At 58.8% G+C, this 26,999-nt stretch carries 21 protein-coding genes; 5 read left to right on the forward strand and 16 right to left on the reverse strand.

The window, feature by feature from the left end; all coding sequences use genetic code 11:
* Positions 1 to 899: 899 nt before the first annotated feature.
* From NKI46_RS14680 to NKI46_RS14690, 3 genes are all read right to left on the reverse strand, one after another.
* A complete protein-coding gene (locus NKI46_RS14680; RefSeq protein ID WP_156942341.1) occupies positions 900 to 1,043 on the reverse strand; it encodes a hypothetical protein in 144 nt (47 codons plus the stop codon).
* Positions 1,044 to 2,546: 1,503 nt separating this feature from the next.
* Entirely contained in the window at positions 2,547 to 2,696 is a 150-nt protein-coding gene (locus NKI46_RS14685; RefSeq protein ID WP_352746738.1) for a hypothetical protein, read from the reverse strand.
* A 68-nt stretch (positions 2,697 to 2,764) separates the two neighbouring features.
* Positions 2,765 to 3,145: an ATP-dependent DNA ligase gene (locus NKI46_RS14690; RefSeq protein ID WP_050596043.1), complete on the reverse strand. Its 381-nt coding sequence runs from the start codon at positions 3,143 to 3,145 to the stop codon at positions 2,765 to 2,767.
* A 96-nt stretch (positions 3,146 to 3,241) separates the two neighbouring features.
* Between NKI46_RS14690 and NKI46_RS14695 the strand changes: the two genes are divergently transcribed.
* Entirely contained in the window at positions 3,242 to 3,754 is a 513-nt protein-coding gene (locus tag NKI46_RS14695; RefSeq protein ID WP_245260475.1) for a response regulator, read from the forward strand.
* Positions 3,755 to 4,829: 1,075 nt separating this feature from the next.
* On the opposite strand, the gene NKI46_RS14700 is transcribed toward NKI46_RS14695, so the two are convergent.
* Complete coding sequence (locus NKI46_RS14700) at positions 4,830 to 5,057, reverse strand: aminotransferase class I/II-fold pyridoxal phosphate-dependent enzyme (protein ID WP_084014362.1); 228 nt, start codon at positions 5,055 to 5,057, stop codon at positions 4,830 to 4,832.
* Between the two features lie 782 nt (positions 5,058 to 5,839).
* On the opposite strand from NKI46_RS14700, the gene NKI46_RS14705 reads away from it, so the two are divergent.
* Positions 5,840 to 7,270: a coiled-coil domain-containing protein gene (locus NKI46_RS14705; protein ID WP_023697139.1), complete on the forward strand. Its 1,431-nt coding sequence runs from the start codon at positions 5,840 to 5,842 to the stop codon at positions 7,268 to 7,270.
* Between the two features lie 171 nt (positions 7,271 to 7,441).
* Here NKI46_RS14705 and NKI46_RS14710 read toward each other — a convergent pair whose 3' ends face one another.
* From NKI46_RS14710 to NKI46_RS14750, 9 genes are all read right to left on the reverse strand, one after another.
* Entirely contained in the window at positions 7,442 to 8,779 is a 1,338-nt protein-coding gene (locus tag NKI46_RS14710; RefSeq protein WP_031253261.1) for an HlyD family type I secretion periplasmic adaptor subunit, read from the reverse strand.
* 26 nt (positions 8,780 to 8,805) lie between these two features.
* A complete protein-coding gene (locus NKI46_RS14715) occupies positions 8,806 to 10,518 on the reverse strand; it encodes a type I secretion system permease/ATPase (protein ID WP_023739595.1) in 1,713 nt (570 codons plus the stop codon).
* A gap of 333 nt (positions 10,519 to 10,851) precedes the next feature.
* Complete coding sequence (locus tag NKI46_RS14720) at positions 10,852 to 11,766, reverse strand: class I SAM-dependent methyltransferase (protein WP_023749118.1); 915 nt, start codon at positions 11,764 to 11,766, stop codon at positions 10,852 to 10,854.
* Positions 11,767 to 11,838: 72 nt separating this feature from the next.
* Positions 11,839 to 13,098: a polysaccharide biosynthesis/export family protein gene (locus NKI46_RS14725; RefSeq protein WP_023691487.1), complete on the reverse strand. Its 1,260-nt coding sequence runs from the start codon at positions 13,096 to 13,098 to the stop codon at positions 11,839 to 11,841.
* Entirely contained in the window at positions 13,085 to 14,362 is a 1,278-nt protein-coding gene (locus NKI46_RS14730) for a hypothetical protein (RefSeq protein ID WP_023739597.1), read from the reverse strand. The genes NKI46_RS14725 and NKI46_RS14730 overlap by 14 nt, the downstream gene beginning before the upstream one ends.
* Positions 14,359 to 15,363, reverse strand: a complete 1,005-nt coding sequence (locus NKI46_RS14735; protein ID WP_352536732.1) for an SDR family NAD(P)-dependent oxidoreductase — start codon at positions 15,361 to 15,363, stop codon at positions 14,359 to 14,361. The genes NKI46_RS14730 and NKI46_RS14735 overlap by 4 nt, the downstream gene beginning before the upstream one ends.
* A 44-nt stretch (positions 15,364 to 15,407) precedes the next feature.
* Entirely contained in the window at positions 15,408 to 16,082 is a 675-nt protein-coding gene (locus NKI46_RS14740) for a sugar transferase (protein WP_023681043.1), read from the reverse strand.
* On the reverse strand, positions 16,079 to 17,230 hold the full coding sequence (locus NKI46_RS14745; protein ID WP_352536731.1) for a DegT/DnrJ/EryC1/StrS family aminotransferase: 1,152 nt from the start codon (positions 17,228 to 17,230) through the stop codon (positions 16,079 to 16,081). Before NKI46_RS14745 ends, NKI46_RS14740 begins: the two co-directional genes overlap by 4 nt.
* A gap of 49 nt (positions 17,231 to 17,279) precedes the next feature.
* Positions 17,280 to 18,008, reverse strand: a complete 729-nt coding sequence (locus NKI46_RS14750) for a nucleotidyltransferase family protein (protein WP_352723261.1) — start codon at positions 18,006 to 18,008, stop codon at positions 17,280 to 17,282.
* Between the two features lie 620 nt (positions 18,009 to 18,628).
* Between NKI46_RS14750 and NKI46_RS14755 the strand changes: the two genes are divergently transcribed.
* Entirely contained in the window at positions 18,629 to 19,306 is a 678-nt protein-coding gene (locus tag NKI46_RS14755; protein WP_023681040.1) for a LuxR C-terminal-related transcriptional regulator, read from the forward strand.
* Positions 19,307 to 19,407: 101 nt separating this feature from the next.
* Here NKI46_RS14755 and NKI46_RS14760 read toward each other — a convergent pair whose 3' ends face one another.
* Positions 19,408 to 21,126, reverse strand: coding sequence for a sensor histidine kinase (locus tag NKI46_RS14760; RefSeq protein WP_352651460.1), 1,719 nt, complete (start codon positions 21,124 to 21,126; stop codon positions 19,408 to 19,410).
* Positions 21,127 to 21,379: 253 nt separating this feature from the next.
* Between NKI46_RS14760 and NKI46_RS14765 the strand changes: the two genes are divergently transcribed.
* Entirely contained in the window at positions 21,380 to 22,057 is a 678-nt protein-coding gene (locus NKI46_RS14765) for a helix-turn-helix transcriptional regulator (protein ID WP_023706589.1), read from the forward strand.
* A 160-nt stretch (positions 22,058 to 22,217) separates the two neighbouring features.
* Entirely contained in the window at positions 22,218 to 23,354 is a 1,137-nt protein-coding gene (locus NKI46_RS14770) for an NAD-dependent epimerase/dehydratase family protein (RefSeq protein WP_081740583.1), read from the forward strand.
* Between the two features lie 49 nt (positions 23,355 to 23,403).
* Here NKI46_RS14770 and NKI46_RS14775 read toward each other — a convergent pair whose 3' ends face one another.
* Both NKI46_RS14775 and NKI46_RS14780 read right to left on the reverse strand, forming a co-directional pair.
* Positions 23,404 to 24,609 (reverse strand): acyltransferase family protein, encoded by a 1,206-nt coding sequence (locus tag NKI46_RS14775; protein ID WP_352746744.1) that lies wholly within the window; start codon positions 24,607 to 24,609, stop codon positions 23,404 to 23,406.
* A 215-nt stretch (positions 24,610 to 24,824) separates the two neighbouring features.
* Entirely contained in the window at positions 24,825 to 26,996 is a 2,172-nt protein-coding gene (locus tag NKI46_RS14780) for a polysaccharide biosynthesis C-terminal domain-containing protein (protein WP_031193022.1), read from the reverse strand.
* Between the last annotated feature and the right edge of the window lie 3 nt (positions 26,997 to 26,999).

Below are 26,999 nucleotides of genomic sequence, written 5' to 3' on the forward strand. Positions count from 1 at the left end.
GCGTGAACGATATATTGCACACCTACGGGACCTTACTGACCGATGCCGGCCTGCTCGCCTGTAGGCTGGCGAGGAGCGGCCTGGGGAGTCTCTGGGCCGGCGTCGGTCACCGCTGGCTACGCTGTTGCCTGCGGAAGCTGACAGTCATTGTGATGAGGGCAATTTGCCCACCATCGTCGTCAAACTGCGCGGCGCCGTGAATGACCTACTGCATTCCGCGGAGGCAATTCACGTCGGCGCAGAACTCGGCGTAGGGCTTGCTCATTGCCGCGTCATTGCATTCGCGCAAGATCATTTCGCGCATGGCCTTAGGCTTGTCCATGAAGACCGCCTCCCGGCCTGGTCGGGCGGAGCCGGCGACTTTTTCTGTTCGCCGAAATCGTCAAGCACGCCCCTGCTGGGGCGAAGCTTTCTAAAGCACGTCCGACCACATATTTTAGGAGGGCGCCACCAACGCTCTACCAATCACGGTTCGGAACACTGCCGAAATAACCGTTAGTCGGCGCTAATGTTTCGGTCTGGACTCGCTACCGCTTTGGAAGCATTCTGCACTCGGGGGAGAGGGCGTGGGCAAAGTCCAGCGTCATCAAGGTGCGGATCAGGCCGACCGCTGGCGCAAGAACGCAAAGGGGCGGTGGATGTGGCGACGGCAATATCTGCCGGCGCTGGTGATGGTTCCCTGACCGGTTTTCAAAGTGAACCCAAGCTCTCGACAAGCTCGTCGGGCTCATCCCAGCTGGCTGGCTGAGTGGCACCCGCACGGCCGGCGCGGGGAGCTGCGATATCAAGGGCAACATTTCCACCAGTACCGACGAGCGATTTATCACGTTCCAGGGCAGGAGCATTACTGCCAGACGACGATCAGTTTCAGTACAGCGAGCGCTGGTTGTGCAGCGAGGCTAGGCATGGGCCGCCGGCTGGCGCAAAGCAAGGCGGTAGCGCGGTAGCCACCACCATGTGCAGGCCCACCAGCCCGTCATCATGGTCCGAACCTGATCGCACCCGCCGACCTTGGTCTCAATGTCGTTGATTGGCACTGCCACGCGGCTTTCCTTCATTCGCATGGTTCGCAGACATTAGCATTATCGCATACTCTCATCATCCGGCGTCGTCACCCTCACAAAGCAGCGCCGGTAAGGCTCGGCGCCCTTCTTGTTTGTCCCATGTGCCAAAGGAGGTCGCCGGGCCTGCCGTTGCTCATCTTTGCGGGTTGCTCCTGATGGCTCCGCTTGGCGCCGTGGCCCTGCGTCTTCCTTCAGGTAAGGCCGGCGAGGCGCTTGTCAGACGGCCTGGCATGTAGGATTATGGTCCTCGTCGCGGCGACGCCCTCAATGGAGAGCGCCAATGGCCAGAACAAACCTTCCGAACAGCTTTCCCGGGCTGAAATCGAGCGCTTCCTGGCGGCAGCCGAAGCGCTGCACAAGAGCATCGCCGGGCCGCTCCTGGCGTACCACAGGGAGCACTGCCAAGCTCTACCTGAGGCCCATGGACCCCTGTTGAAGTCGATTGAGACGGTCACCGGCCAGAAGGCGCAGTTCATCCGCTGGAACGGGACAGGACCGGCACAACCCCGGAGAAGCCTCCGGGCTGGTTGTCCTCGCGCAACTCTCGCGCCGCATCACCTCTAAGAGCAGTTCGAAGACGCTTTCGATTTCGCCGTTGATTTGGTCGGCAGGGATGCCAGGCTTCTCGGCCGCCGTCGTCAATTGGTCTGCTAAGTCGCTGGCAGCGATCGGATCGCCTCGCGTCACAATCGCGGCGCGGAGGGGTTTTATTAGCTCCCCCTCATCTTGACGCCGGTGCCGGCTGCTCCAAAGTCTTGGGCATGGCTCGGGGAAGTATCAAAGTTGGCGACGAGGTCGCAGTCACGGCGATTGTGCGCGGCCGGGTGACGCCCGATCGCATAAGCGTCACGATCCCCTCCTACGACTTCCCGCATTCTGTTGTCGATTCGGCTTCGAAGGCTGTGATTGGCCAGCATATGGAATTGATCGGCCCTATACACGCATCGACGGGAACAAGGTAACCGTCAGCCTCCGGCCATTGGTGACTGTCGAGGCCGAGCACGTGCGCCTGGTCGAAAGCCACGTGGCGCTTCCGCGAGCGCGAAAAAGGCCGCTCGTTGACAAAGTTTAACTTGCCTGCCCCCCAAGGAACGGCCAGTGAAACTTTCCCCATCACATCGGCTCTGGTCGCCTCCCGCTAGCTGCCGGCGCGTTGCGATATCGGCGCAGTAGACGGGTCGGCATTTTCCGAACTTTCCGCCATGTCGTCGCGATGACGTTGGCGAAGGCGCTTCAGCAAATCGCGTGAGGCTTGAATCGCCCTGCGCGATTGATCCATTTCTGGCGAAACGTGGCGCGTTCCTCCATGGACTTCTGCCACTTCAGCAAGGTAGCCGTAGTCGCAGTGGCCGCTTGAGCGATATCTATGGGCGTTGCAACCATCGCATCCTCCCAAAAAAGGCAATGGTAAACGCAATCTTTATAGGCCCGCCGAAACCCTTTCTTCAATCAAAAACGAACATACGGCACATGGCAAAATGGCTATTCGTCGGGCCGCTCGACGGCGGCTTCGTCGACCTCGGCCTCCATCTCGTCGTTGACGGCTTTGGTCTTGCCAAAACCGTCCATCGCCACACCGTCAAAGCCCTGCAGCCATGCTTCCGCATATTCCTGCCAGTAATGGCACCTCACGCTCCTTGCCATCCTTGCGCGACTGCGCACCGTACATCCATGCATAGGTGACGCGCTCCTGGTCCTTTTTAGCTACGGCCATTTCCGTTCTTCTCCCGGAAATCCAGCAGCCTTGCGTGCCGCAGCTTCTCTTCGCCTTTGAGGGTCTCGACCCAGCCAACCAGTCCGGGCTTCAGCCACTCGGCCTTTTCCTTTTTATGTCCCTTCGGGACCGGGCCGCCAACCTTGCCCTGGACACGATCCCAAAGCGCTTGCCGCTCAGCGGCATTGAAGTTGACGAGTGCGCCGCCTTTGTAGAGGCCCTTTTCAGCCATGATCACCTGGGTAGCTTTGCCGCGCTCGCGCTGTGCACCGATGATTTGCATTTCCTTTTCCTCAAAGCACTTGATCTTGCGCCAAGCGCTCGTTTGCCGCTGCGATATGGACTGCCCCTTGAGCTTCGAGACCATGCCTTCTAGCCCGTCTCGTCGACCAGGTGGCAAACGGCGTCACCAGTGCGGCATCGCTCCTCTGAATTGAATGCGCCCGCCGGCAGGGATCATTTCGTGCAGGATCTCGCCGCGATCTTCGGTCGGCATCCCGCGCAGGTCATGATGCGTGGAACCCTGCCGGTTGCTGACCGTTCTCCGTCTATGGAAGCCCCGAACCAACAGAGCCAAACGATCCTCGTGGTTGACGGCGACGTCATCGCCCGATGCGTCATCGCGGACTATCTCCGCCACTGTGGCTACAGGGTGATTGAGGCCCATTTCGCACGTGAGGCGCAACAAGCGTTGAACTATGCGGAGTTCGGTGTGGACACCGTCTTGTGTGACGTTGACCTGCCGGGCAACATGGACGGGTTCCAACTGTCGAAGTGGGTTCGCGAGAACAAGCCCGAGGTCAAAATAGTGCTTTCTGCCGCAGTAGAACGAACTGCGATCGCGGCGGGCGACCTTTGTCAGGAAGGCCCGCACCTTGCGAAGCCGTATGAGCCGGCCAACGTAGTGGACCATATCAGGCGACTGCAGCGTGTTTGGAGCTTACGATCCAGGAACCCTGGTGCAAAGCGCAATTGATCTCTGTCCAGACGCCGAGAGGCTCGTCTGCATACCAATGGTGATTTAGCCCTGCGAACTGGACGCCGCTCAAAGGAAGAACGGCGTATAAGCCGCAGTCCTGCGTGCGGCCGCAACAGTGGACGGTTGTCGCGCGCAGGACGGAGGAAATTCGCCCTCATGCGCGGGCGGTGAACGGGATACCGTAGGAGCGTCAGCATAGCGCCGGCCACAGGATGGGACGCGGCACCGACTGTCCCCGTCCGGTAGTCCGCATGTTTTGGTCGAAGCCGACCGGCTGAGATCGTGCGCATTTTGGTTCTCGACGGTACGGCCGCTGATCGGCGATGATGCGAGGACCGAGTTGCCTGGAAGAAATCGATCTGGTCTTGCACCTTTTTTGCTTCCTCATTCGCGGGGCAGCTTGTGATTTTCCAGCCTGACAGACCCTCCCCTGTCTATAAGAAATTTCCCGACGCATGAGCGCACGTCCAACACAGTGCGGGCTCCAATGCTCACCGGCAGCGCGAGAATGGTAACCACCTACCTTGAGGGGAGCGCCACGTGCGTATTCAACGATGCAGGCGCTGCCAACCTCGGCATCCCCGGGAATAGCAGGCTTATAAATGAATATATCGTTGATCAACGCTATCGGCGCAGCCGCCGGGAGATGGACAGACCGCGTTCCAGCTAGGGGGATCGATGTTCCAGGCTAAAGGCATTGGCATGCCCGAATTAGAAAAAAGACCTGAATCCCGTAAAGCAGCAACAAAATGCCGAAAGCTATCCAGAAGCCGGGTCGCGTAAGCAATGCCAGATCTTTTCTTAGCTGCTCCATTCACATCAACTAACATGGCCAAGCGTCGTTCCCGTCCGCTGGGGACAAATTTCAACTAAGCTAATAGGCTTCGTCGCATAATGGCCGCGCCACTGCGGATCGAGACACCTCAGCGCCCCGCATGAGCACGCGCAAGTCGATCGGAGGCGCAAGGAGAAAGTTCGGAACGGTTCCAAGAACCCCAAGCAAATTGAGCGCCGCAGCGGACGATAAGGTTCACGCATATCCCGGCGAACATCCGCACAGCAATGGTCAACATCAACGGCAGAAGGGCGTCCGAAAAGAAACGCATCTCTGCGTCACCGCCTCATCGAGAGTCACCGCTGCGGCATCTTGAATAAAGGTCGGCGATCCGAAGAGCATGCATTGCGCAAGATTTTGTAAATGACCTGATGCCGAGACCGGCCCAAGCGTCCACCCTAGCCTCCAGCCGGTCATTGCATGAGACTTCGACAGGCTGTTCACAATTATCGTCCGCTCTCTCATTCCGGGAATGGATGCTATTGAGGGAACTCGCCGTCGAACACTGTGCTGCGGTAAACCTCATCGCTGATGATCCATAGATTGTGCCGCTCGGCAAATGTGGCAATTGTTCCAGATCGTCCCTGCCGAACTCATATCCGCCGGGATTGTTTGGGGAATTCAGCAAGATCGCCCGCGTTCGATCTCCTACCTTTGCACTGAGAATATCCTCGGATGCCTTCCGCCGCGCATTTTGCAGCGATAGTTTGGCGGGTCGGACCACTGCTCCACCGGCGCGTATTGCCGCTTCGTATGTAGATACCAAGGCTCAAGGCAAAGCACCTCGTCGCCAGGTCCGGCAACGGAAGCTTAGTGTGATTGGGCGGCCAGGCGGCCGGTCCCCAATTCGTTCGAATGATGCGCTTGCCTCGCCAAGGTCGCATGGTGAGTCAGCCGGCAAACCAAAACACTCAACCGCCGGTTAGGCCCGGCCGCCTGATGCGCCCCACAAGAGGCTGTGCCGGGCCGTTCGTCGGGGCTTCTGCACCTGAGCGTTAATGGGCCCAGGCAACACACCATTGACGCCAAGACGATGGCAAGAAGGGGAGTCGCGCAGTCCTCAAGAATAAGTCAGCAGGCACCTAGACCGATGTAGGGCCTTCCAATCGCAGCTCTCGGCTCCTCGCGACGCCGGCGCCCTGGCATCGTTTGATTGAACGAAGACGCTGAGTTGAGCTCTCGATACAAAAGCATCTCAGTCCTCGTGCCTCAATGGTTCCGGGCATGCGGCTGCAGGGGATGAAGTCATGAAGTTCAGGGATTTGATCAGACGCGCCGAGGACAATGTGGAGAGGTCGTTCGACGATCTCGAAGCTGACTTGGCTAACGCTGTCGACCAGTGCCTCGATTTGGAGGATGTCGCCGACGTGCCAAACATGGCAGGCGACAACAACGAACAGGATGACAGCGTACGGAGTGAGGGCGGTGCCGGCGACGACGATGATAGCTCGCCGATACCAGCGCATCGGCTGACCTCACACACGCAGAGCCGAATTGCTGCAGTGAGCTCGTTCAACGGCTTGTTCCACGATGCCAAGCTCCATTTCGAGGAGATCAACGCAAAAATCTCCGAAATTACAGGCACATGTCAACTGACGTTCGAGTTTTTTCACATCCTTCACGCGGACATTCTCCGTGCGAACGAACTGGAGCTGGCGAACCAAAATCTGATCGCAGATCAAAGGAACTTGTCGGAAACACTCAATGACCTGAACAGACGGTACTGTGAGCGTCAAGGCACCATCGAGACATTGCAGCAGCGCCAGGCAAGCCTTGTTCAGGAGTGTGAAGTGCTCCGTGGCGCGTTGGCCGCGGCAAGGCTGGAGCTGGTCGAAGCGGCGAACACCACCACAAAGAACGAAGCGGAATTTGGCGACCTCACGAACATGCTTGCCGCCGCAAATGTCGAGGCCGACAGGCGCTCCCGAGAGAACAAACAGCTGCGTGAAAAGAATGTGAGCCTGTCTATTGACCTGGAAAAGGCCATGAAGCGGGAGGAAGAGGCACGGCATAGGCTGGATGCCTTCTCGACGATCCATGCCAACGAAGCTGCGCGAAATTCCGAAATGCTGAGTGCGCTCGGCAAGAGCGAAAAAGAGGCAATCAAATTGCACACCTCACTCGAGGTTGCGCAGGCGAAGTTATGGGAGGTGACCGAAGCAGCCAGGATTATGCAGGCGGACATGGATGGCGAGCTTAAACGCTGCCAGGCTGAGAACCGAGGATTGCGCTCAGAAGTTCAAAGCCTCCAATCGCGCTTCGAACTCGCCTCAATCGCAAACACCGAGGCCGCGGCCGAGATCGCCAGGCTCCAGCTACAATGGAGCGACGCCCTGGCGGAAAAACAGGTGACCGACGAAAGGTTGGCCGCACTCACCGAGGAGGCCGAAACCAACAAGGTGAACCTTTCCAAGATCGCCGCAGATTTTGCGCAACTGTCCATGCAGCAGGCGTCAGATCAGATCGAACTCGATGTGAGACGGCAGGAATGCGAGGACTTGCGGGTCGAAATTGCCTCGGTCAATGCTCGGGTCAGGGAATTGCTGCCCTACAAGAGGTCGCATGGAAGCGCGAACGCCTTGCCGCATACATCTGACGTGGCAAATGTAGCGGTGACTGCAGACCGAACGGTGCATGCCGCGCGCCGTGGCCGCCGCAGGGCCCTCGCTGCGTTGTAGGAGCAAAGAACCTCTCCTCCCGAGGCAGTCACTCCTGTCGATGACAATGTCCCAGACGAGCCTCGCGCGTCGGCCGCCGGCGTCACCCCTGTCGGCCTCACGTCGCCTACCCCAATATGTCAGCATGCACGCCTGCAGTGTGCCTGCGATCGACCGCTGACAGCCGCCATGTCACTGCCGGAAAGCCCTCGACATCTGGTCGGTAAGCGGCTTCAGCAGATAAGACCAGACGCTGTGTTCGTCCGTACTTATGTGAACCTCCGCTGGCATACCGGGTTTGAGGACTTTGGCATCGGTCAGACAGGTGGACTTGTCTTCGACATTGATGCGCGCCGAGAAATAAGAAAGCTGGCGCTGTTGATCTTTTATCAGGTCCGCCGAGATGCGCTTGACAGACCCTTGGCAGGCAGGCGTGGTGCCGGCGTCGAAAGCCGGAAACCGGATCGAGACCCGCTGACCTGGACGAACGTCATCTATGCGCGACGGCGCAATCAGCGCGTCGACCACAAGGTTGCCGGTGTCAGGGACGATCATCATCAGAACTTCGCCCGCGGCAATCACGCCGCCGATCGTGTGAATGGAAGATTCCTGTACCGTTCCCGATTGCGGAGCGCGGATGGTGGTTTTGGCCAGTTCGTCCTGTGCCACAACCTTGCGCTCGCTGAGTTCGGTTTGCTTGGCTTCCGTTTCACGAAGTTCGCTCGTTACGTCACTACGCCTTTGTTCATCGAGCTGAAGAATCTGCAATTCGGTCTCGCTGATCCGGGCCTGCGCCTCGGCAACTGCCGCCGCGAGGCGCCCTGATTCTCCGTGCGCCCGGGTGGCATCCAGTCTGATGTTGCTAAGTCGCTCTTTGGACACCAGTTTCTTTGTAAAAAGCGCCTGTACATCGACAAGATCGCCATCCAGCAGGACCACGGATTGTTCTTCCGCGGTCTGTTGCGCCTTGAGGCCCTCAACTTGGCGTTCGAGTTGCTTTGAGCGGCTTTGCAATTGTGCCTTCTGCCCGTTGAGGGCCGTAGCGCGGCTGTCGAACAGCGTGCGCTCGCCGTTCACCAGCGCAGCCAGCTCCGGCTCGCCCATTCGCGCTTGAAGGCTGAACGGAAGCTGCATCTCCGACAGGCCTTGCCGCTCTGCCTCCAGCCGCACAAGCCGAACCGTTGCCCGATCAAGATCCTTGCTAATTATCTGCAGATTGGCCCGTGTCAGTGTGTCGTCCAACCGTGCCATCACATCGCCGGCCCGTACATGATCCCCGTCTTGCGCGAAGATGCCACCTATCGTGCCGCCCGTCAGATGCTGCACCTTCTTTATGTTGCTCTCGACCACCACGGTCGCCGGCGCAATTACCGCGCCAGCAATCTTGGTCAGACCGAGCCAGAGCCCGCCGCCGGCAAGCAACATAACCGTGACCGCCGCACCCAGGATCAGGTTGGCCCCGATTCCATCGCGCGTGCCCGAAATCGCTTTGCGCCGGCTCCCATTGCCGATCGGGGCCGATGGAGCCATCGTCGCCTCAGACAAAAAAATATCCCTCATGCGTGACCGCTCACCCCTTTGTGCATCGCGACGGCCGCTGCCGGGCGTTCAACCGGCGCAGCAAAGGGGCGGATGACGTTGGCCAGGACCTCCTCGCGTGAGCCGAAGGCGTGAAGCATCCCATTGGACATTACGAGTACCCTGTCGATGTTGGTAAGGGCAGAAGGACGGTGCGCAACTACGATGACGATGCCTCCACGTCTGCGCACTGCCAGGATCGCGCCGGCCAAGGCGGTATCGCCATCGACGTCCAGATTTGAATTCGGCTCGTCCAGAACGACGAGAAACGGATCGCCGTAAAGTGCCCTGGCAAGCCCTACGAGTTGCCGCTGTCCAGCCGACAAGGCTGTTCCTCCCTCGCCCATGCGTGTTTGAAAACCGTTCGGCAATCGCAGGATCATTTTGTCGACGCCCGCTGCCTTGGCAGCTGCAAGCACGCCCTTGGCGTCGCCCTTCCCGCCAAATCGCGAAATGTTATCGGCAACCGTTCCATCAAACAGTTCGACGTCCTGGGGCAGGTAGCCAATATGCGCGCCAAGCTGTTCTTGGTCCCATTGGTCAAGCGAGGCGTCGTCCAGCCTCACCGTGCCGCGAAGTGGCTGCCAGACGCCCACCAGCGCGCGCACAAGCGTGCTTTTGCCAGAACCGCTCGGGCCGACAACGGCCATTCCCGTCCCTGCAGCCAGGCGGAAGCTGACATTGGCTACCGTCGGTTTTTGCTGGCCCGGTGGCGCTATAGTCAGGTCCTCGACCGCAAGCTCCGCTTGGGGGCGCGGAAGTTCCATATGTTCGTCCCGGTCAGGAAAAGCGGCCAGGGCCGTTGCCAGTTGCGAATAGCTTTGCCGGAACGCGGCGAAGCCTCGCCAGTTCGCGATAGCGGCGTCAACAGGAGCCAATGAGCGGCCCAGCAAGATGGAGGATGCGATGATCACGCCTGGCGAGGCTTCGCCTCCTATCACCAGGTAGGCACCCAGTCCAAGAACGCAGGACTGCAAGGCCAAACGCAGTGCCCTAGAGAGTGCCCCGGTGGCGCCGACGACGTCGGAAAGCTTCTCTTGGTGCCTCAGATATGCGTTATTGATCTCGCCCCAGCGGTGGGCAAGCCTTGCGGAAAGGCCCATCGCGCGCACGACCTCCGCGTTGCGGCGTCCGGATTCGGCGAGATTGCGTTGCGACACCAGCGTCTCGGACGCGCGTGTCACCGATGTGCGGCCAAGAACTTCCGCCATGACCGTGAGCAGCACGACAATGATCGCACCGCTTGTGGACAACAGACCGAGCGCAGGATGCAGGAAATAGATGATCAGCAGGTAAAATGGAATCCACGGAGCGTCGAAGATGACAGTCGGCCCCATTCCGGAAAGGAAGCCGCGTAACTGATCGAGATCACGGAGGGGCTGTATCCGGTTCGCATCCTGCCCGCCAATGAGCGGCAAGGACAGTGAGAGGCCGAACACCCTCTGCTTCAAATTCCTATGGACACGATTGCCCACTCGAACCAGCAGGCGCAGCCGCACGAAATCCAGCAGCCCGTAGACAGCGTAAAGACCCAGCATTCCGATCGTGAACCCGACAAGCGTCGGAACGCTCTGCGAAGGTAGAACGCGATCGTAAATTTGCAGCATATAGACCGAGCCGGTCAGGGCGAGAAGGTTTATGACTGCCGAGAAGACGCCGACGCCTACCAGGCCAGGCACGGTCCCAAGCATTGCGCCTCGCAGATCCGACGAACTCCTTCCACCAGGGTTCATGGGTTTCGACCTCCCGTGAGAGATCGTTGCGCAAGCTCACTGGCCCCACTGGGCACGGACAATCTCTTGCTGTTCAGGAGCGTATCCCCTTAGCCTTCTAATATTACGCCCCACTAACATGATTGGACTTTAGTCAAAATGTAGCAAAATCGTGGCGCTGACCCGAGAAACCCGGAACCCACATATTAAATCGGGGGAAAACTGCCGTTCCACCGTATTTAGACGGGCTTCATGCCGGGCGAGCCACCCCAAGAAAACCGCTGCCTGCCGTTTTCGGGGCTTTCTCGGGATTTAGCGCTTCCTCGCAACAACCAGGAAGTGTTGCGCCAGCTGGCCAGGAACGCGAAGCCTTCTGCAGGCCTTCTCGACAGGCTGCATCATCATTTCACAGAACCCTGGCAACAGGTTTCCCGGCCGAGGCAGGTAACCATACGGTATCGTCTGCTCGACGGTGAATCCCGAGGCAGTCAGGAGGGCCTTGAACCTCGCTGCGCTCAGCGTGTGGCGAATTGTGCGTCGAGACACTCGATTGAGCAGCCGGCACGCCAGGCCGACGGGCGACGTCGCATTCATGTGAACGTTGCACACAAGCCGCCCGCCATCTTTAAGGTGCTCATTGATCGCTTTCAGTGCATGCCATCTCAGTTCATCCTCTGCGTTCAGGAAAAAACGAAATGCGGTTACCACATCGAACGTCATACCCAACTGCTCCCTTGTCACGTCGACGTGACGCAAACTCACATTGGGCGGTACTTGAGCGCTGTCGAGCATAGTTCTGGAAACGTCGGCGCCAACCACCTCGCTGAAGAGGCCGGCGGCTACCTCGGCGATGCGACCTGTTCCGCATGCGAAATCGAGGCAGTTTCGGCTCGCTCCGCTCAAGGGGCGAAGAACGTCGAGGATCAGGGGCTTTTCGATGTTCTCCCAAAGCGCGCCATAATAGCCGGAACTGTGCGTTTTGTTGTAATGTAGGCCGTAGCCGGGCGCGCAATGGCTGGTCCTGTAGCCGTCCGACACGAAGCCGCCCTGCGCATTGCTCTCCTTGCTAGACGTAAATTCCTGCCAATTTCCGGACTCACCGGCGCGCGACCTGGACCGCACAATTCGCGCTGACGGCATATGGAAAGCATAACTTGACGACTGCGTCACCTGATCCGCGTTCGTTGAGGGTGTCAGGGTCGCTCCCTGGTTGAAAATGCGCCTCACCTTGGATCTCCGTTCAGTTGGGTTCGCCCCCCCGATAGAACAGTAAGCTCCGCACGGACTGCGGCTGACGCCCTATTGGACTGCCACACTTTGCAGTTCACTGCTGAATCTGGCTTCGACAGTATCCCCCGGCAGCACAATCGCATCTTCGTCAACCAACAGCTTGCGCCATTCATTGCCGATCTTGCGTACGATGGTCACCTGGGCCCGTACCGTTTCGCCGGCAATCGGCAATGGCTGTGTGGATGCTCCGGTCGGCTGCAGCTTCTCGCTGGCGGCATGGAGCCTGGCGGTGACATCCGCCAGCCGGGCGTTGGTGTCCTTCAGATCCGTCAGCAGGCCAATCCTCCTTTGATTGTCGTTGCGTTCGTGCTGTCTGACAAAGTCCTCCTGCTGGCGCCGCGCCCTCATCAGTTCGACCGAGGTTTGAAGCGCGCCGCTTGAAGATAAAAGCAACGCGCGCCTGACATCCGCGAGCCGGGTGTTGGTCAGATTGCCTGCATCGAATGCCTTCGTCACTCGCGCCAAATCTTGCTCATCCGCCTTCACGCTCTCGCCCTCGACTCGTTCGCGTTTCTGCAAAACGCCAATTTGCTCGGCAGCGTCCGTCCGGCCCTTCTCCAGAAAATCCTGCTCTTGCCGGAAATCACTCAGCGCAACCTTCAGCGCCTCTGCTTCAGCCTGTGCCATCGCGGCTACAACGCTCGGCGAAAGAGGTGATCCCTGTGGTGTCTTCTTGTCGAAATCCGCCTGGCCCTGAAGCTCGGCGCGAATGCGGGCAGCGTGAAGGTATTCTTTCGTGTAATCTCCCCAGAGCATTTCGTAATCGCGCTTGAGATCGACCGGATCAGGCCCGGCCTGGCCCGCCCGTGATCGCAAGAAACTGAAGCCGCCGGAAACGGCCAGCGCCTGCCGTACAGTCATGAGCGGACGGTAGGCCTGTTGTCCCGGGGTGAGCACATCGCCCGTTACATAGATCGGGCGATAGTCCGCTATGATCGCTGTGACATCGTCGGGCTCGACAGTAACTGTCTGCTCCCGCCCATCAGTCAGACGCACGTGAAAAATCTTGCTTGGCAAGACCTCTTGCATGCGCCTTTGCAGTTGGGACGCCGTCAGGCCTGCGACCATGATCATTCCAGCCTCCGGAAGGGCGATATTGCCATCCATCTGGACTACGGCGCGCTGCGTCCGATCAGGGATCGGCGCTATTCCTATCTCGACCGTATCGCCAGGTGAGAGTTGATAGGGCTCGACCTCGCCTGCGCAAGCCATCGAGGTTAGCGACATCATCACGACTGCGCCAAGAACGTATCGTCTACTGAAGGTCATTTGCGACAATCTCCTTCCGGTCAAACACCGGCTTCAAAGGCCATTCAACACGACTAACGAAATCGTATACCGGGCCACCGGGCACGCCCCAGTTGCTGGACCAGACCACCTGGGAGCCGTCCGGAGAGGGAGAGGCATGCGTCTCGCTCCAGTAGTCGAAGGGCGCGTTGTGCGTGTCTGCGACACGGCGGACCTCTCCACTGCCGTCTAGACGCAGAGCAATGACTTGCTGAGCGTAAGGCGCCCAATCCGGGTGCTGCGATAGTTCGGCTGGCGTGCCGCCATAACTCAGAAACACCCAGCCGGGCCTGCCGAGCGACCTGAGTGACGCATGCATGGCCTCGCCATATTTCATCAGCGAGGTAGCCTTGCCATCAGCCAAGCGGCGCTTGATCACCTGATATTTGTCAGGATCCGATTTGCTGATCCCGACATAGATTTCGCTTCCGTCGGAATCGACCGTCATGTCGCCATGGCCCGGTCGATGGTGCTCCATCCACTTCTGGCGCAATATGCCGTCGATGGAGAAGACGAAACTCGCTTCGATTCCGTCCGGTAATTGCTGGGAACACACTATGTTGATTCCGAGTGGTGAGATCGAGCAGGAGCCGGTCGTTCCCGGGAATTCGGCAAGATCGATATCCGGGAATTTCCGCCGTTGCTTGAGATCGTAGCCAAAAACCACCGCTCGGCCGTCATTGTTCGTTGCACGCACCGCAATCCGGCTGCCGTCGCGGCTCGGATTGCCTTTGTTGGGTCCAAATTTGAGGTTGGAGTACGCTCCGGAGGCGAACACGACGTCCTCATGATCGGTACGTGGGGCCCATGTCGCAATCTGCCGGCCCCCGACACAGATCATCAACTCGGGATCAGTGGGATGCCATTCGCATTCGGTCGCGCGGTTGCGGTGGAACAAAGGCAAGTAGGTTTGTCCGTCGAGAAAGCACAGGCCACCGCAGCCATTGGCGATCAGGAGCAGGCTCTGGTCGGCATTCCAAGCCTGTGCGCTTGAGTAACGGTGGGTGCAGTACTTCTTCCCGCATACACCCGCCCGGCCGAGAACGCCCGGTCTGGTGATCCGTGCGAAAACCATGCGAGACCAAGGATCCCTTGTTTGGCGCACATGGCCCGGCAGGTTGTCCACAACCGCGGTGGCCGCCGCCTCCGCTGCCTTGCTTTGACGGCCACCGGCAACGTAGATGTTGGGAGATATGGCACCGGCAGCCAGCAACAGCGCCAACGCATGACGGCCGCCCAGGGTCATGTCATGTAACCCACTTCGCGCCGTACCCGGCCTTCACTAAGGCGCTCGCGCCACCACGTGATTGTTCGCTCCAGCCCATCGCGCAGGCTGGTCTGTGTCCGCCATCCAGTCTCGCGTTCAAAGCGCGAGGAGTCGGCGAGCAAGGCGCGAACTTCGGAATTTTGCGGCCTCAGGCGCCTTTCATCACGACGGACCGGCTTTTTGCAATCGGTCAACTCAAGAACAATGGCCAATACGTCCGAGACGGTCGCAGCGCGTTGGCTGCCAGCGTTGTAGGCGTGGCCGAACTCGAGCTGGGCGAGACCTGCGGTCAGGAACGCTGTCGCGGTGTCTTCGACATAGGTCAGGTCGCGGATCGGGCTGGTATCGCCGACCATGATCGCAGGACATTTCGGGTCGAGGACTTGCCGGATAATGGTCGGCACGATGGCGCGCTCACTCTGGCGCGGGCCATACGTGTTGAAGGGTCGCATGATGACCACAGGGACATCGAACGACCTGGCGTAAGACTCCGCCATCATGTCAGCGCCGATTTTGGATGCCGAATATGGTGACTGTCCCTGCAGGGGGTGTGTTTCGACGATCGGCATGGTTTGGGCAGTTCCGTAGACCTCGCTCGTGGAGGTATGGATCACCCGCTCCGTCTCCCATAGGCGCGCCGCTTCGAGGACGTTCACCGTGCCTAGGATGTTGGTTTCCACATAGGACTGGGCAGCGGCGTAGGAATATGGAATCGCAATAAGCGCCGCCAGATGAAAAACCGCGACTTGGCCGCGCATGATCCGGTTAAGGAACGCACTGTCGCGGACGTCACCACGGACGAGCCTCAACTGGCTGCGGATGGTGTCCGGCAGATCGTCTAGCCATCCATGGCTGTCGAAGGAATTGTAAAGGGCAAGGGCTGTGACATCTGCCCCGTTGCGAACAAGCGCCTCCGTGACATGCGAACCGATGAATCCGTCCGCGCCGGTCACCAGGACTTTCTTTCCATTGTAGCTCATCACTGCGCATTCCCTTGGCTGTTTGGAACGCTTCCCTTGGATATTCAAACGTCGATCGGCGGTACCGGAACCCAACCGACCACTGCCAGCACTCCCCGCACCATCCACGCGAGGTCGGAGACGATGGTGCGTCGCGGATAATATGAGAGGTCCAGTGTTGCCTTGGCGGGGAACATGACTTCCCGGTAGAACACGATCGGATCTACGGATTGGGGGAAGTAATGCGCTTCGTGCCGAAAAACGACCTGGGCTGGTCCCAGCAGGCCTGGCTTGTATTGCAGCACGGCCCTAAGCTCGCCCCGGAAACAATCGGCGAAAGCCAGGCTCTCGGGCCGTGGGCCGACGATCGCCATTTCGCCTTTGAGGACATTCCACAGCTGCGGTAGTTCGTCCAGCTTCGTCGCTGCGAGAAAGCGGCCAACGGTGGTCATGCGTGTATCGCCCACGACCGTCAGCGCAAGGCCTTGAGAGCCGCAGTTCACACCGAATTTGCGAAATTTGTACATGCGGAAGGTTCGGCCGCCGGCCCCGATGCGGGTCTGAGCGAACAAGATCGAGCCACCGCCCTCGAGCAGAAGCGCTCCGGCGATCAGCAGCATCAATGGCGCCAATGCGACGGTAGCGATGCCCGCCACCGCAAGATCGATTGCGCGTCTCGCAAAGCCGTGATCAGGATTCGGAACGAACATCCGGTGAAAGGCAGGGTCTAACGCATTCATGCAGCAGTTCCTCTTTGGGCGCCTGCTTTGAGCGCGCCTGTTTTGAGCGCGGCTGCCAGGGCAGCCACGACTGATTCGGCGGCGGCGGAAGTGATCTGGGGGTGCAGCGGAATTGTGAGCTCTCGCTCAGCGAAATCCTCTGTTCGGGGCAAACTCACGCCGGGAAAGCGCTCGCGGTAGAACGTCATTTGGTGCACCGGCGGGTAGTGGATGGTGGTCTGTATGCCCTGTGTCCGCAGCTCGTCGATGACATCCTGCCGGCTCACGTAGCGCGGCAGGACGATCGGCATGATATGGTAAGCCGACGTCCGGGGTTCGCTAAATGGAATGACAATGGCTGGGCAACGGTCCGCGATCAGGCGTCGGTACAAGACAGCTATGATACGCCTGATTTCGTTCCACTCTTGCAGGTTCTGCAACTGAACCAGCCCTATTGCCGCTCGCATCTCGTCCATTCGGTAGTTGAACCCGAGCATCGTGACATCATATTGCGGCGTACGACTGTTCAGCCGCTGATGCGTCCCCGTGGTCATTCCGTGCCCGCGGGCCAGGCGAACCCTGTCGAGCAGATCGGGGTCACGTGCAATCACGGCGCCCCCTTCGGCCGTTGTCATGTTCTTGTTGCCATAGAAGCTGAACGCGGCCGCGGCGCCGAAGGTCCCGACTTCCCTAAGCCCGGGCGCGTGCGCAGCGTCCTCGATGATATGCAGCCCGCGAAGCCGGGCGAACCGCTGCCATTGTTCCCGATCGGGGAGATACCCGGCGAAGTGAACGAGAATGACCGCTTTCGTGCGCGTCGTGCACCGCGCTTCGGCTTCCGCAACCGAGATCAACGGCACGTCGACGGACTCGATATCGACGAAGACCGGCGTCGCCCCTACATACAGCACCGCATTCGCCGTCGCCACGAACGTCAGCGAAGGAACCAGTACTTCGTCGCCAGGGCCGATGCCCAAAGCATGGAGGAGAAGATGGAGCGCTGCGGTGCAGGAACCAACCGCAACGCAATCTCGCGCGCCATGCATGCTGGCAAAGGCCTGTTCGAACTCTCGTACCCTGTCCCCCATCGTAAGCCAGCCGCTATCAATCACCTGCGACAGGGCTGCCTTCTCTGGCACGCCTAGGATCGGGGCGCTCACCAAGAGCATCTTGACCTCCTGAAAGCCTTGTTAGTGGCTAGACCTCTGCATCAGACTTTCATGCGGCTGCGGCGGCAGCCGCGACCTCGATTGAGGACGACTGATCTTCCCAGGCAATTGCCTGCGCATTCTGGAAGTCATCGACACGACCGATGTCGAGCCAAAGACCGTCATGCTTGTAAACATGCACGGTCGTGCCGCCCTGCATCATCTGCAGCATCAGGTCATCGAACCCAAATGGTATCCCGGACGGAATGAACCGCAGGACATCTGGGTTCATGCAGTAAATCCCCATGCTGACGAGATGGGAAAGCGTCGGCTTTTCCCGGAAGAGCTGGACGGTATTGTCGGTCTCGTCGATGACGCCGAAGTCCATCTTGATATGACGGCACGCCGTGGCGATCGTAACGGGATCCCTATGCAGGCGGTGCGCGGCTACAAACCGGCTCAGGCTTAGATCTGTGAGGACATCGCCGTTCAGAACGACAAATGTTTCGTTCAGTTCATCCCTAATCAGAGAGAGAGGTCCGACGGTGCCGAGTGGCTCCATTTCCTGGGTATATTTGATCTTCAAGTTCCATTGCGATCCGTCGCCGCAGACGCTACGGATCAAATGCCCTAGATACCCTGTCGTAATATACACCTCTTCAATGCCGTTGCGCCGCAGCCACTTTAAAAGCAACTCAAGAACAGGCCGGGCCCCTATCGGCATTAATGGTTTCGGCAGGACCGATGTAAACGGTCGAAGGCGCGTACCCATCCCACCACATTGAATCACCGCTTTCATTCGATCCTCCTGATCTGCAGTTGGCTTTGTTCGGGATCAGTGTTCCATTGTCCGGCCAGGGCATACCCTCAAATCCGGCCAAACCTCGGCGGCAATCCGAACATCATATGTGAAAAGGTATGTGACAGCCGGGGCGGCTGTCGTCGTGCATTCGAATGGTAGGGATTCAAAACGTTCAAGGTATTAGATGGCCACGAGATCAACAGCCGATAGAAGCGCGATTGGGCACTGATCATGACAGCGATAAAACGAAAGCAGTTGCTTTCAAAAAAGCTGCGATCCGCCCGGGCCGGGCCGGCCTACAGGTCCAGCGACAGCGGGTGGCGACATAACAGAAATGGTCCTGAACAGCTGGCTTTGGACCCACAAATGGGGAACCGGCATCGTTTTGCGGACAGGCACCGCACGCCAGGGTTAAAAATCTATGGATGAGCTTCGCAATTTAGTATTATATTAGACGTTCTGGATGTGCGTGGATGGGACGCTGCGGACATCACTGTGATGCGTTGACCAGTGGATGGCCGCCATTTTAGGACCACCACGGATTGTCGATCATAGGCGAATGGGAGGTTCCAGCGGGTTTTCTCGTCGGGAACCGAGTAACGCGTTGGGGTAGTTGCATGGCTCGGATCGTCATTGCCGACGATCACGGCTTATATCGGCGTGGTCTCCGGCTGGCACTCATGGCTGGAATTCCAAGCGCCGAAATATTCGAAGCTTCGTGTTTCGATGCCGCGGTCAATCTTCTAGAGGAGCAGGCGTCCATCGATCTTGCGATCCTCGATCTGAACATGCCTGGGCTGTTCCATCAGGAAGTGCTCAGCGACTTTATGGCTGCCTATCCTGACACTCGCTTTGCGATCGTTTCCGGGGATGATTCCCGCTCGGAGATACTGACCGCGCTTTCGATCGGACTTCACGGGTATATCGTCAAATCGCAGAGCGACGAAGAAGTCGTGCTGGCTGTAAACGAAATCCTCGCTGGCCGGATCTATGTGCCATCTCTCCTATCTCGAACGTCTGCCGACCAGAGATCGCATGCCCCCCCACCTCCGGTACAAAATGCCAGCCGCCGGCACGAGGGCTCGGGCGACGTCGCTAGGCTGACATCTAGACAGAAGGACGTCCTCAAGCTGATGGCAGAGGGGTACTCGAATAAGGAGATTGCCCGCAATCTGGACATTGCCGAGGCGACAACGAAAATCCATGCCGCGGCCGTGCTGCGTGAGCTTGGGGTTAGAAACCGTACCGAAGCAGCTGTGTTGCTCCAAAGCTGGCTGACGAGACAGGCGAGTTGACGTATGCCCCTCGAACCGGCCCGAGTTTGCTTGCAGGAAATCGCAGCAAAGGGCCCACACCATCCGTTAATTGGCCAATTCGGCTTCGACTTGGAGGGGCTCTATTGCAATCCAAATTCCTCAATTTCTTTGCGCGATACACGCAGCGAATATCGAAGGCCATCTTCGGTTATTTCCATATTCGGGGAATGACCGACAAGCGGCGTGCTGTCCACACCGATTATCAGTGACCCGAACCCGCGGCGTACGACTTTTGAACTCTTCCGTCGGCCCGATTCCACCCAATCGAACACGAGGTCGTCACCTTCGTCCTCGGATGCAAATCGCCACTTAACTTCGACCCTGCCATTCGGGTCACCCAGCGCACCATGTTTCACCGAGTTTGTCGTCAACTCGTGAAGGATCATCGCCAAGCCCTCGGCGGCGCCGCTTGGCACAGTGAGGGAAGGTCCACTGATCGTTATGTCGCGTGTCTCCTTGAAGGGCTGCAATTCCCGGTCCACGAGCTCATGGAGCATCCCTGACAGGTTGGCGTGACGAGAAAGGATGCGATGGGTCGCCTCCAGCGTTCGAATCCAATCGATCAACATCTCCTTGTATTTGGCAACGTCATTGTCGGGAATATCGATCATGTTGACCAGAGCTCTGATCACTGGAAACACATTGCTGAACCGATGGCGCTCTTCGCGCATTATGCGCTCGCGTCTCTTTACGGCGGCGCGAAGCAAAGTTGTTTGTCGACGTTCGGTCAGATCCGCCGCCACCCCGATGCGCATTTTGCGGTCGCCGTGCTCTTCCTGCCGTCCACGCAAAGCAATCCAGCGTGTGTGACCATCCACTTGCCGGACACGGATCTCGACGTCATAGTTCAATGCCGATGAAGGCTTTGCCGAGGCGGACAGCTTCGGCCAGTCGACGGGATGGATTACAGCCGAGAGTTCTTCCAAGCGGCGGACTGGGGCCGGAGGCAGACCAAGAATGTCCCAGAACTTGCTCGAGCCGGCGACTGTCCCATCGTCAATGTCTATTTGCCATGTTCCCAGGCGCCCGGCAGACACGGCGAGATCAAGCCATTCCTTCTGAGCCCGAAGGGCCTCGCGTGCCGCTTGTCGCTCGGAAATATCGTCAACCACCACGAATACGCTCTCATTTGGCGCCTCGTCCGGCCGCGACGAAGACAGGGCCAGGTGAGCCCAGAATGCCGTGCCATCCTTGCGCAAAACGCGGATATCCGTCGCAGACGCGGTCCCATTGCCCAAATCTTCCAAAAGTTTCCGCACAGTACCTCGATCGTCGGGGACAATGAGTTCCTGCAACTCGAGTTGGGCAAGTTCCTTGTGCGCGTAGCCGGTCATCTCCAAAAGCCGTCTGTTCGACTGCAGCAGTTCGCCATGGCGATTGGTATTAGCAAAGCCCAAGGCGGCAGCGTCGATGGCAGCGAGCCTCGCTTCTGCCACCCTGAGCGCACCGTGCAGATCTTGTCGCAGGCGGTGGAACACAGCTGCGATCAGGCTACCCGAACCCAGGAGGAAGACGGCCCCGGTCCAGTCTCCACCAGTGAGGTGACCGTCCAGCAGGTGTCGCATCCACAAGCCGGCGACCGCCATCAGAAGCGTTGCTGCGATGGCAACAAAACGGCCCTCAAGATACACGATGACAACGGTTATGGGGATAAACGCAACAAGCGGCAACGGCTGGCCGCCATATACCGTACTTATCGCCTCGAATGCTATCGATGCTGCAAACACCAACAGCGAAGCTAGATGAGCCAACGTAGTGCTCGACACATTCGATTTGAGCCAGCGCAGGTCCGCACCCATGCGCAAAGACTACAACTTTCGGTCTAGTCCGTCGAGACTAGGCCGAAGGGGTGGCACCTAATCCCAATGCCCGATTGCCATGACTTTGCCGGCGAATAAAATCATGTGTCAGGAGCGCTCTTCAGAAAGGTATATCCAAGAGACGCTGCGGAAAAACCATTCGCAGATTTCTCGCAGTATGTGGAAATTCAAGTTGAAGCAGCAACTTCAACCGATTTGATTTGCGTCAGTAGCAATGGGTTGGGTGGAAGCGATGACACTGATTGAAACGCGAAACGATACGCTCGCAGGCAGGCAATACATTGTATTGAACGATACCCGCCACGAACGGCCGATAAGCCTTGTGGACCGACCGGACGCAAGGGTCGGCGGATCTCGACGACGCAGCCTGGAATCCATCACCGGCATGCTTGATCGTATGGGTTGCGGCTATCTCGTCCTGGACCGAGACAAGAAAGTAATAGAATGGAACGCTGCCGCTCGGGACACCCTCGCACGCCAGGGCGAAGCAACTGATACAGCCGTCGAGCTTGCCGCCGGGTTGAGGCGGCTGGTCGCGAATGTTCCGGTCCACCTCCAGCCGGGCTCACTCTCATGGGTAGTGATCCACAGCAGAGGCGACAGGCCGGTGACCATGAACGAGACGGGCGTCGTTACACCGGACGGGACAACCGTCGTCGCATTGCTGGACCGGGATAACAAATCGGCGGCCAACCCTCGCACGTTGCAAAGGATGTTCGGTTTGACCAGCGCGGAAACGCAGTTGGCGCTACGCCTCGCCCATGGCGACGCGCCCCTGGAGATCGCCCGCAGTTGGCATCTCAGTCGCACGACTATCCGCTCTCAGCTTGCCTCACTGTTCGCCAAGACCGACACGAGGCGTCAGGCGGAACTAGTGGCTCTTTTGGGGCGCATTTCGGTTTTGCCATGAGAAATCGACTGCTGTCTGCATCCGCTTTGATTCAGACAGCGGCGGCCCGCATTGAGCGCGCTGTCGCGTAGATCACAAGGCCGGCGGCGCCATTTCCGATCGTTCAAGGCGCTGCCGAGATAGCGCAGAACGCGGAACCTGGAAACGGGAGTGACTTGCCATGGCCGAAGCAGATTCGAAGGTCAACAAGCTGGCGGATATCGTTCACGCGCTGCAGGATGGTGCTGCGTCGAACCTTACGCACACGGGGCCGATCATCGTCACGGGCGCCGCTGGGTTCATCGGATTTCATGTTGCGTCACGCCTTTTGCGGCTCGGCGCCGAGGTCATCGGCGTCGACAACTTCACGCCTTACTACGACCTGAAGCTGAAGGAGGCGCGATTTACACGGCTCTGCGCCGAGCCGAGGTTCACGCCGATGCGCTTCGACCTGGCGGACCGGTCGCTGGTGAAAGCGCTGTTCTGCGAATTCCAGCCATCGCTCTTCGTGCATCTGGCCGCCCAGGCCGGGGTGCGTCATTCGCTCGTCGACCCGCATGCCTATGTGGAGTCAAACATTGTCGCATTTCTCAACGTTCTGGAGGGCTGCCGACACGCCGGCGTCAGCCATCTCGTTTATGCCTCGTCGAGCTCCGTATATGGCGCCAATCGACGCATACCCTTCTCCGAACATCATGGTGCCAATCATCCGGTGAGCTTCTACGCCGCCACCAAGGCCGCCAACGAATGCATGGCGCATTCCTACAGCCATCTGTTCGGCTTGCCCGTAACCGGATTGCGCTTCTTCACCGTCTATGGTCCCTGGGGCAGGCCCGACATGGCAGTATACACGTTCACCCATGCCATCGCCGAGGGCCGAACGATCGAAATCGCCAATGCCGGGCGCGTATGGCGGGATTTCACCTATATCGACGACATCGTAGAGGGGGTTGTTCGCGTGCTCGCCAAACCACCGTGTCAGGATCCCGGTTGGGACGGTCGCGCTGCCGATCCTGCCACCAGTTCGGCGCCATATAGGCTCTACAATATCGGCAATGATCGGCCGGAAGAAATCAACCATCTGATCGCGCTCATCGAGACGGCCCTTGGTCGCCGCGCCGTTCGCGTCAACGTACCTTTACCGCCAGGTGACGTCCTGGAAACCCGCGCCGATGTCAGGGACCTGCGCCGCGCCGTTGGCTTCGCACCGGCGACAACACTGGAGGACGGCGTGCAACGTTTCGTGGAATGGTATCGGGAATTCCATGCACGCCCTGTCGGACAGGTGCGACCAGCTGGCCTTCCGGCAACGGCATAGTGAGCACAACGCCGCCGTTTCCCAGGTGTGGCAGGGTCGCGGCTCGCCTTCAATCTGTCTTGGGATACGCCGGCACTGGAAGGGACCCAAGCTGCCGTCCTGTGCCGTGCCCGACCCCCAAAAGGCGCCGCGCATAGCGGGTGAGCGGCTTCTCGAACAGACGGTGGGTGATAAATGCCACGCCCAGGGTTATCGCCAAGGCCGAACCGATGAAAGCCCACGGGCCGAGCACAAAGATCAAGCCTGTACGCCAGAAAATTATGCGCATGGCGCGGATCACGAATGGATGCATGAGGTAAAGAGCGTATGACGCATCGCCAACGCCAGCGGCCCACCTCGCCGCCAGGCTGTCATGCCTCAGTTTACCCGGCGGTGCCAAGGCAGCACTCCAAACTATTAGAGACGCCGGAATGCCATACACGACGGGGCGACCAAGGCCGGCCGAGATATCGGGAAACGCCGCCGCAAGCATCAGGGCACCCAGTCCCGTTGCGGCGACACAGGCCCTGATTGGGCCGGAAGGCCGCAGGCCCGAGGCGCAAATGACCCCGATCATCGCGCCGAAAGCAAATTCGAGGATGATCGGATTGGTCCAGAAACCCCAGGGCTCTGGCAAAGGAGCCGCAAGAGCGCCCGAGAGCACCATCCCAACCAGGATCGTGAGCAGGACCGTAACTGCCCACCGCATGGGCAGCACGATCGTCGCCGTGAACAACACGTAAAACAGCATCTCATAATTGAGCGTCCAACCCAACTCGTAGACCGGCTGAACGAGGCCGTCAGGGCGACTGGCCGGAACGAATAAATAGGATTCGACTACAAACCTGAAATCGACGTAGCTCTGGTTGAGAAAATTTGGGGCGGCCACCGCTACCGCAATGTAGAGCGAGGTGAGCGCCCAATATAGCGGGACAATTCGCGCGATCCGGCGGGAAATGAAGAGACGCGCGCCCCTGGGCTTTGCGAACAGCTGTCGCGACGTATGCACCATGATAAGGCCGGAAATCACGAAGAAAATATCGACTCCAGCGCTCCATGGTATCGGATTCCAGCTCTGAAAGGTGCGGCCGGCCTGTAATTCCAGGGTGGCCGCATCATGCTGGGCGTGTCGCAGCGCGACCGAACTAGCCGCGAGGGCGCGCAGGACCTGAACTTGGGTGAGGGTTTCGCGTTGGCTGCGCTCGACAGGCGTCGATCTCTCCGAGCGACGGCGCACTGCAGGCGCCGAGGCGCTCGCCATTCGGGCTTGTTCCATGAATGCTCCGCAGATTGTGAGCACACCCTGGGGCCCCTCCGAAACTGATGCATCCTTCAAATGACGGACACAGCCCGCGAAGTATCGGCTGCCCGCGCGGGTGTCCGGAACAGAGATACGCCGAAGCGTCTGTGCAGCCCTATGGCCTTTGTGCGATCCGGGCTTCGTGACTTCCTGCCCGAACGACGGCAATCACCGTAGCCAAAACAGTGCTCTCATTTGCTCGCCCTCAAGAACCAATGCCATTGACGGGCATCGACCGCGCTCGGCCTGATCGACAGCAAGGCAAAAACCAAGCCTGGCATGATTTTCAGTCGCTTGCGGATATAGACGGCCATGGCAATGCTCCAGATGCTCAGTGCAAGTGCGACACCCACCGCAGCGCCAAGCAGGCCGTACACCGCAACTCCGGCTGCACAGGCAATGATATTGGCCACAGCACCCGCTATCATCGTCGTTGCCGCAGCCCATTCATTTCCAGTCATGGTCAGGAGATTCTGTTGGGGCCCGCACAGCGCGACAAAGACATATCCCAAAATCAGAACCCGTGCGATCGGCGCTCCCGCGCTATAACCCTCACCGAAATAGCTCAAGAACGGCTCGACGATCACCATCATCGGGACGGCCACCAGGATGGCACCGCCAGCAGAAAGCAGGGTTGCGCGCGCGAACAGCTGTTGTAGGCCTCTGCGATCGCCTCTGACGTAGAGATCGGCTGCTGTTGGCGAAAACATGGTTGCCACGGCGATACGGGACAGGCCTACGAGCATCGCGACATTCAAGGCCAGCGCGAAAATACCCGCTTCAGCAATATGGCTTGTCCAGCCCAAAACCAGGACTCCTGCCCGACTGACGAAAACATCGAGCCCGGTGATGAGCATGAGCGGGGGGACGGCAAGCCACCATTCCCTCGAGGCGTAACTTGGCTTGGCGTGTCCCAGGTCGGGTGGTTCAAACCTCCTCGCGATGATGAACACCAGGGCCGCTGTGAAAGCGGAACTCACAAGCACCGCCAGCGTCACCGAGGGCGCATCCACTGTTCGAAATCCCGACAATGCCAGGAGGGCTACCAACACGAGCAGGAGCCCGTCTCGCATGATGCGCTCCGGCAACAACGCCGAGACAACGCCGCCGAAAGCACGCACAAGCGTGGCTCCGAGAGCATAGGCGGTAACCAAGGGCACAGCCATCATGCCGAGCACGATGCTTGTCTCAAGCCCTCTTTCCGTTGGATCTGAAAGGAACAGGACTGACGCAGCGCCGATCATCCCGAACAAGGTTGCCGCTATCAGCGATCTCTGCAGCGCAAATCTTATCACCCCGCGGGCCAGATCAAGCCTGCCACTGGCCCTATAGGCCGGGAGGAAACGCAACAATGATACATTAAAGCCAAGCGTTGCCAGATAGGCGAGCACTGACGTCCAAGCCTGAACGTAGGAATAGATGCCGTAGTTGTGAGGTCCGATAAGGCGTGCAATTGCCAACTGGGCAAGACTGGTCAAACCAGCGCCACCAATATAGATCAACAAGGCGAAGATGCTTGCCCAAGCGAGCCGCGATCCCATGTCCTTGTTGCGCGGCGGTGTGGTTGCTGAACCAGTTGTTACGTCTGCGCGATGAGATGGCAACTCAATTTGCTTTTCGCCGACCGCCCTATCGAAGCGCGACAATGCAGAAAGTATTTGTCTCTCAATCCGACAAATACTTTTAAAGGTCGATGGACCATCGGTGTATTCGACGGAGATGATTTCCCGGCCAGATGTTGTCAGGAGGTCATGCATCGCTTCAAAAACGGCGAACGAGCGCATGTTCACGTTCAAGTCGGCCTCGAAAATCCGTTCCGCCGGCGGCTCAAGCTCCATCCGCCTACGAAGGCGACTTTCCACGACCGCAGCTGGCACCAAGAGCCTGATGGTGAGATCGGCCGCCGGTGCGAGGCTGAGCGCCTTTTCCAGCGTTCTGGGGTTGGTGCTCCCATTGAACATCGCAAGCGAACCAATCGCTTGAACATATCCTTGATCGAAAATCGTAATTTCGGGCGATTGCTCCGCAGACTTCCAGCAACGCGAAAGGTGCAGGATGTATCGCCAGATTCGCGCGCGCCATATTCGGTTTTTTGGCGGTATCATCCTCACCATTGCAAAGGAATTGGAAATATCATCGGCTCGCCCTGCCGAAAAAAGCAATATTCTGGCTGTTGAAAATATCGCCGATACGATCCGTGATATGAACAGAAAGATTCCGAGATCATATTTGGCGGCCCTGGTGCTTGGCTTGTAGCTGAGGGCGACCTTGGCGTGATAGCCTTTCCCGCGCAGCTGCTGCGCAAGCGCATGTGCGAAGGTTGTTTTGCCGGATCCTGGAGGTCCGAAAAATTCAATGATCATCGT

The sequence above is a fragment of the Mesorhizobium sp. M0615 genome (assembly GCF_040320805.1).
GTDB lineage: Bacteria > Pseudomonadota > Alphaproteobacteria > Rhizobiales > Rhizobiaceae > Mesorhizobium.

Excerpts from the sequence above, each read along its gene's own strand:
- NKI46_RS14690 (WP_050596043.1), bottom strand. The coding sequence starts at position 3,145 with ATGGTCTCGAAGCTCAAGGGGCAGTCCATATCGCAGCGGCAAACGAGC.
- NKI46_RS14700 (WP_084014362.1), bottom strand. The coding sequence starts at position 5,057 with ATGAGAGAGCGGACGATAATTGTGAACAGCCTGTCGAAGTCTCATGCA.
- NKI46_RS14705 (WP_023697139.1), top strand. The coding sequence starts at position 5,840 with ATGAAGTTCAGGGATTTGATCAGACGCGCCGAGGACAATGTGGAGAGG.
- NKI46_RS14710 (WP_031253261.1), bottom strand. The coding sequence starts at position 8,779 with ATGGCTCCATCGGCCCCGATCGGCAATGGGAGCCGGCGCAAAGCGATT.
- NKI46_RS14715 (WP_023739595.1), bottom strand. The coding sequence starts at position 10,518 with ATGCTTGGGACCGTGCCTGGCCTGGTAGGCGTCGGCGTCTTCTCGGCA.
- NKI46_RS14725 (WP_023691487.1), bottom strand. The coding sequence starts at position 13,098 with ATGACCTTCAGTAGACGATACGTTCTTGGCGCAGTCGTGATGATGTCG.
- NKI46_RS14730 (WP_023739597.1), bottom strand. The coding sequence starts at position 14,362 with ATGACCCTGGGCGGCCGTCATGCGTTGGCGCTGTTGCTGGCTGCCGGT.
- NKI46_RS14735 (WP_352536732.1), bottom strand. The coding sequence starts at position 15,363 with ATGAGCTACAATGGAAAGAAAGTCCTGGTGACCGGCGCGGACGGATTC.
- NKI46_RS14740 (WP_023681043.1), bottom strand. The coding sequence starts at position 16,082 with ATGAATGCGTTAGACCCTGCCTTTCACCGGATGTTCGTTCCGAATCCT.
- NKI46_RS14745 (WP_352536731.1), bottom strand. The coding sequence starts at position 17,230 with ATGCTCTTGGTGAGCGCCCCGATCCTAGGCGTGCCAGAGAAGGCAGCC.
- NKI46_RS14750 (WP_352723261.1), bottom strand. The coding sequence starts at position 18,008 with ATGAAAGCGGTGATTCAATGTGGTGGGATGGGTACGCGCCTTCGACCG.
- NKI46_RS14755 (WP_023681040.1), top strand. The coding sequence starts at position 18,629 with ATGGCTCGGATCGTCATTGCCGACGATCACGGCTTATATCGGCGTGGT.
- NKI46_RS14760 (WP_352651460.1), bottom strand. The coding sequence starts at position 21,126 with ATGGGTGCGGACCTGCGCTGGCTCAAATCGAATGTGTCGAGCACTACG.
- NKI46_RS14765 (WP_023706589.1), top strand. The coding sequence starts at position 21,380 with ATGACACTGATTGAAACGCGAAACGATACGCTCGCAGGCAGGCAATAC.
- NKI46_RS14770 (WP_081740583.1), top strand. The coding sequence starts at position 22,218 with ATGGCCGAAGCAGATTCGAAGGTCAACAAGCTGGCGGATATCGTTCAC.
- NKI46_RS14775 (WP_352746744.1), bottom strand. The coding sequence starts at position 24,609 with ATGGAACAAGCCCGAATGGCGAGCGCCTCGGCGCCTGCAGTGCGCCGT.
- NKI46_RS14780 (WP_031193022.1), bottom strand. The coding sequence starts at position 26,996 with ATGATCATTGAATTTTTCGGACCTCCAGGATCCGGCAAAACAACCTTC.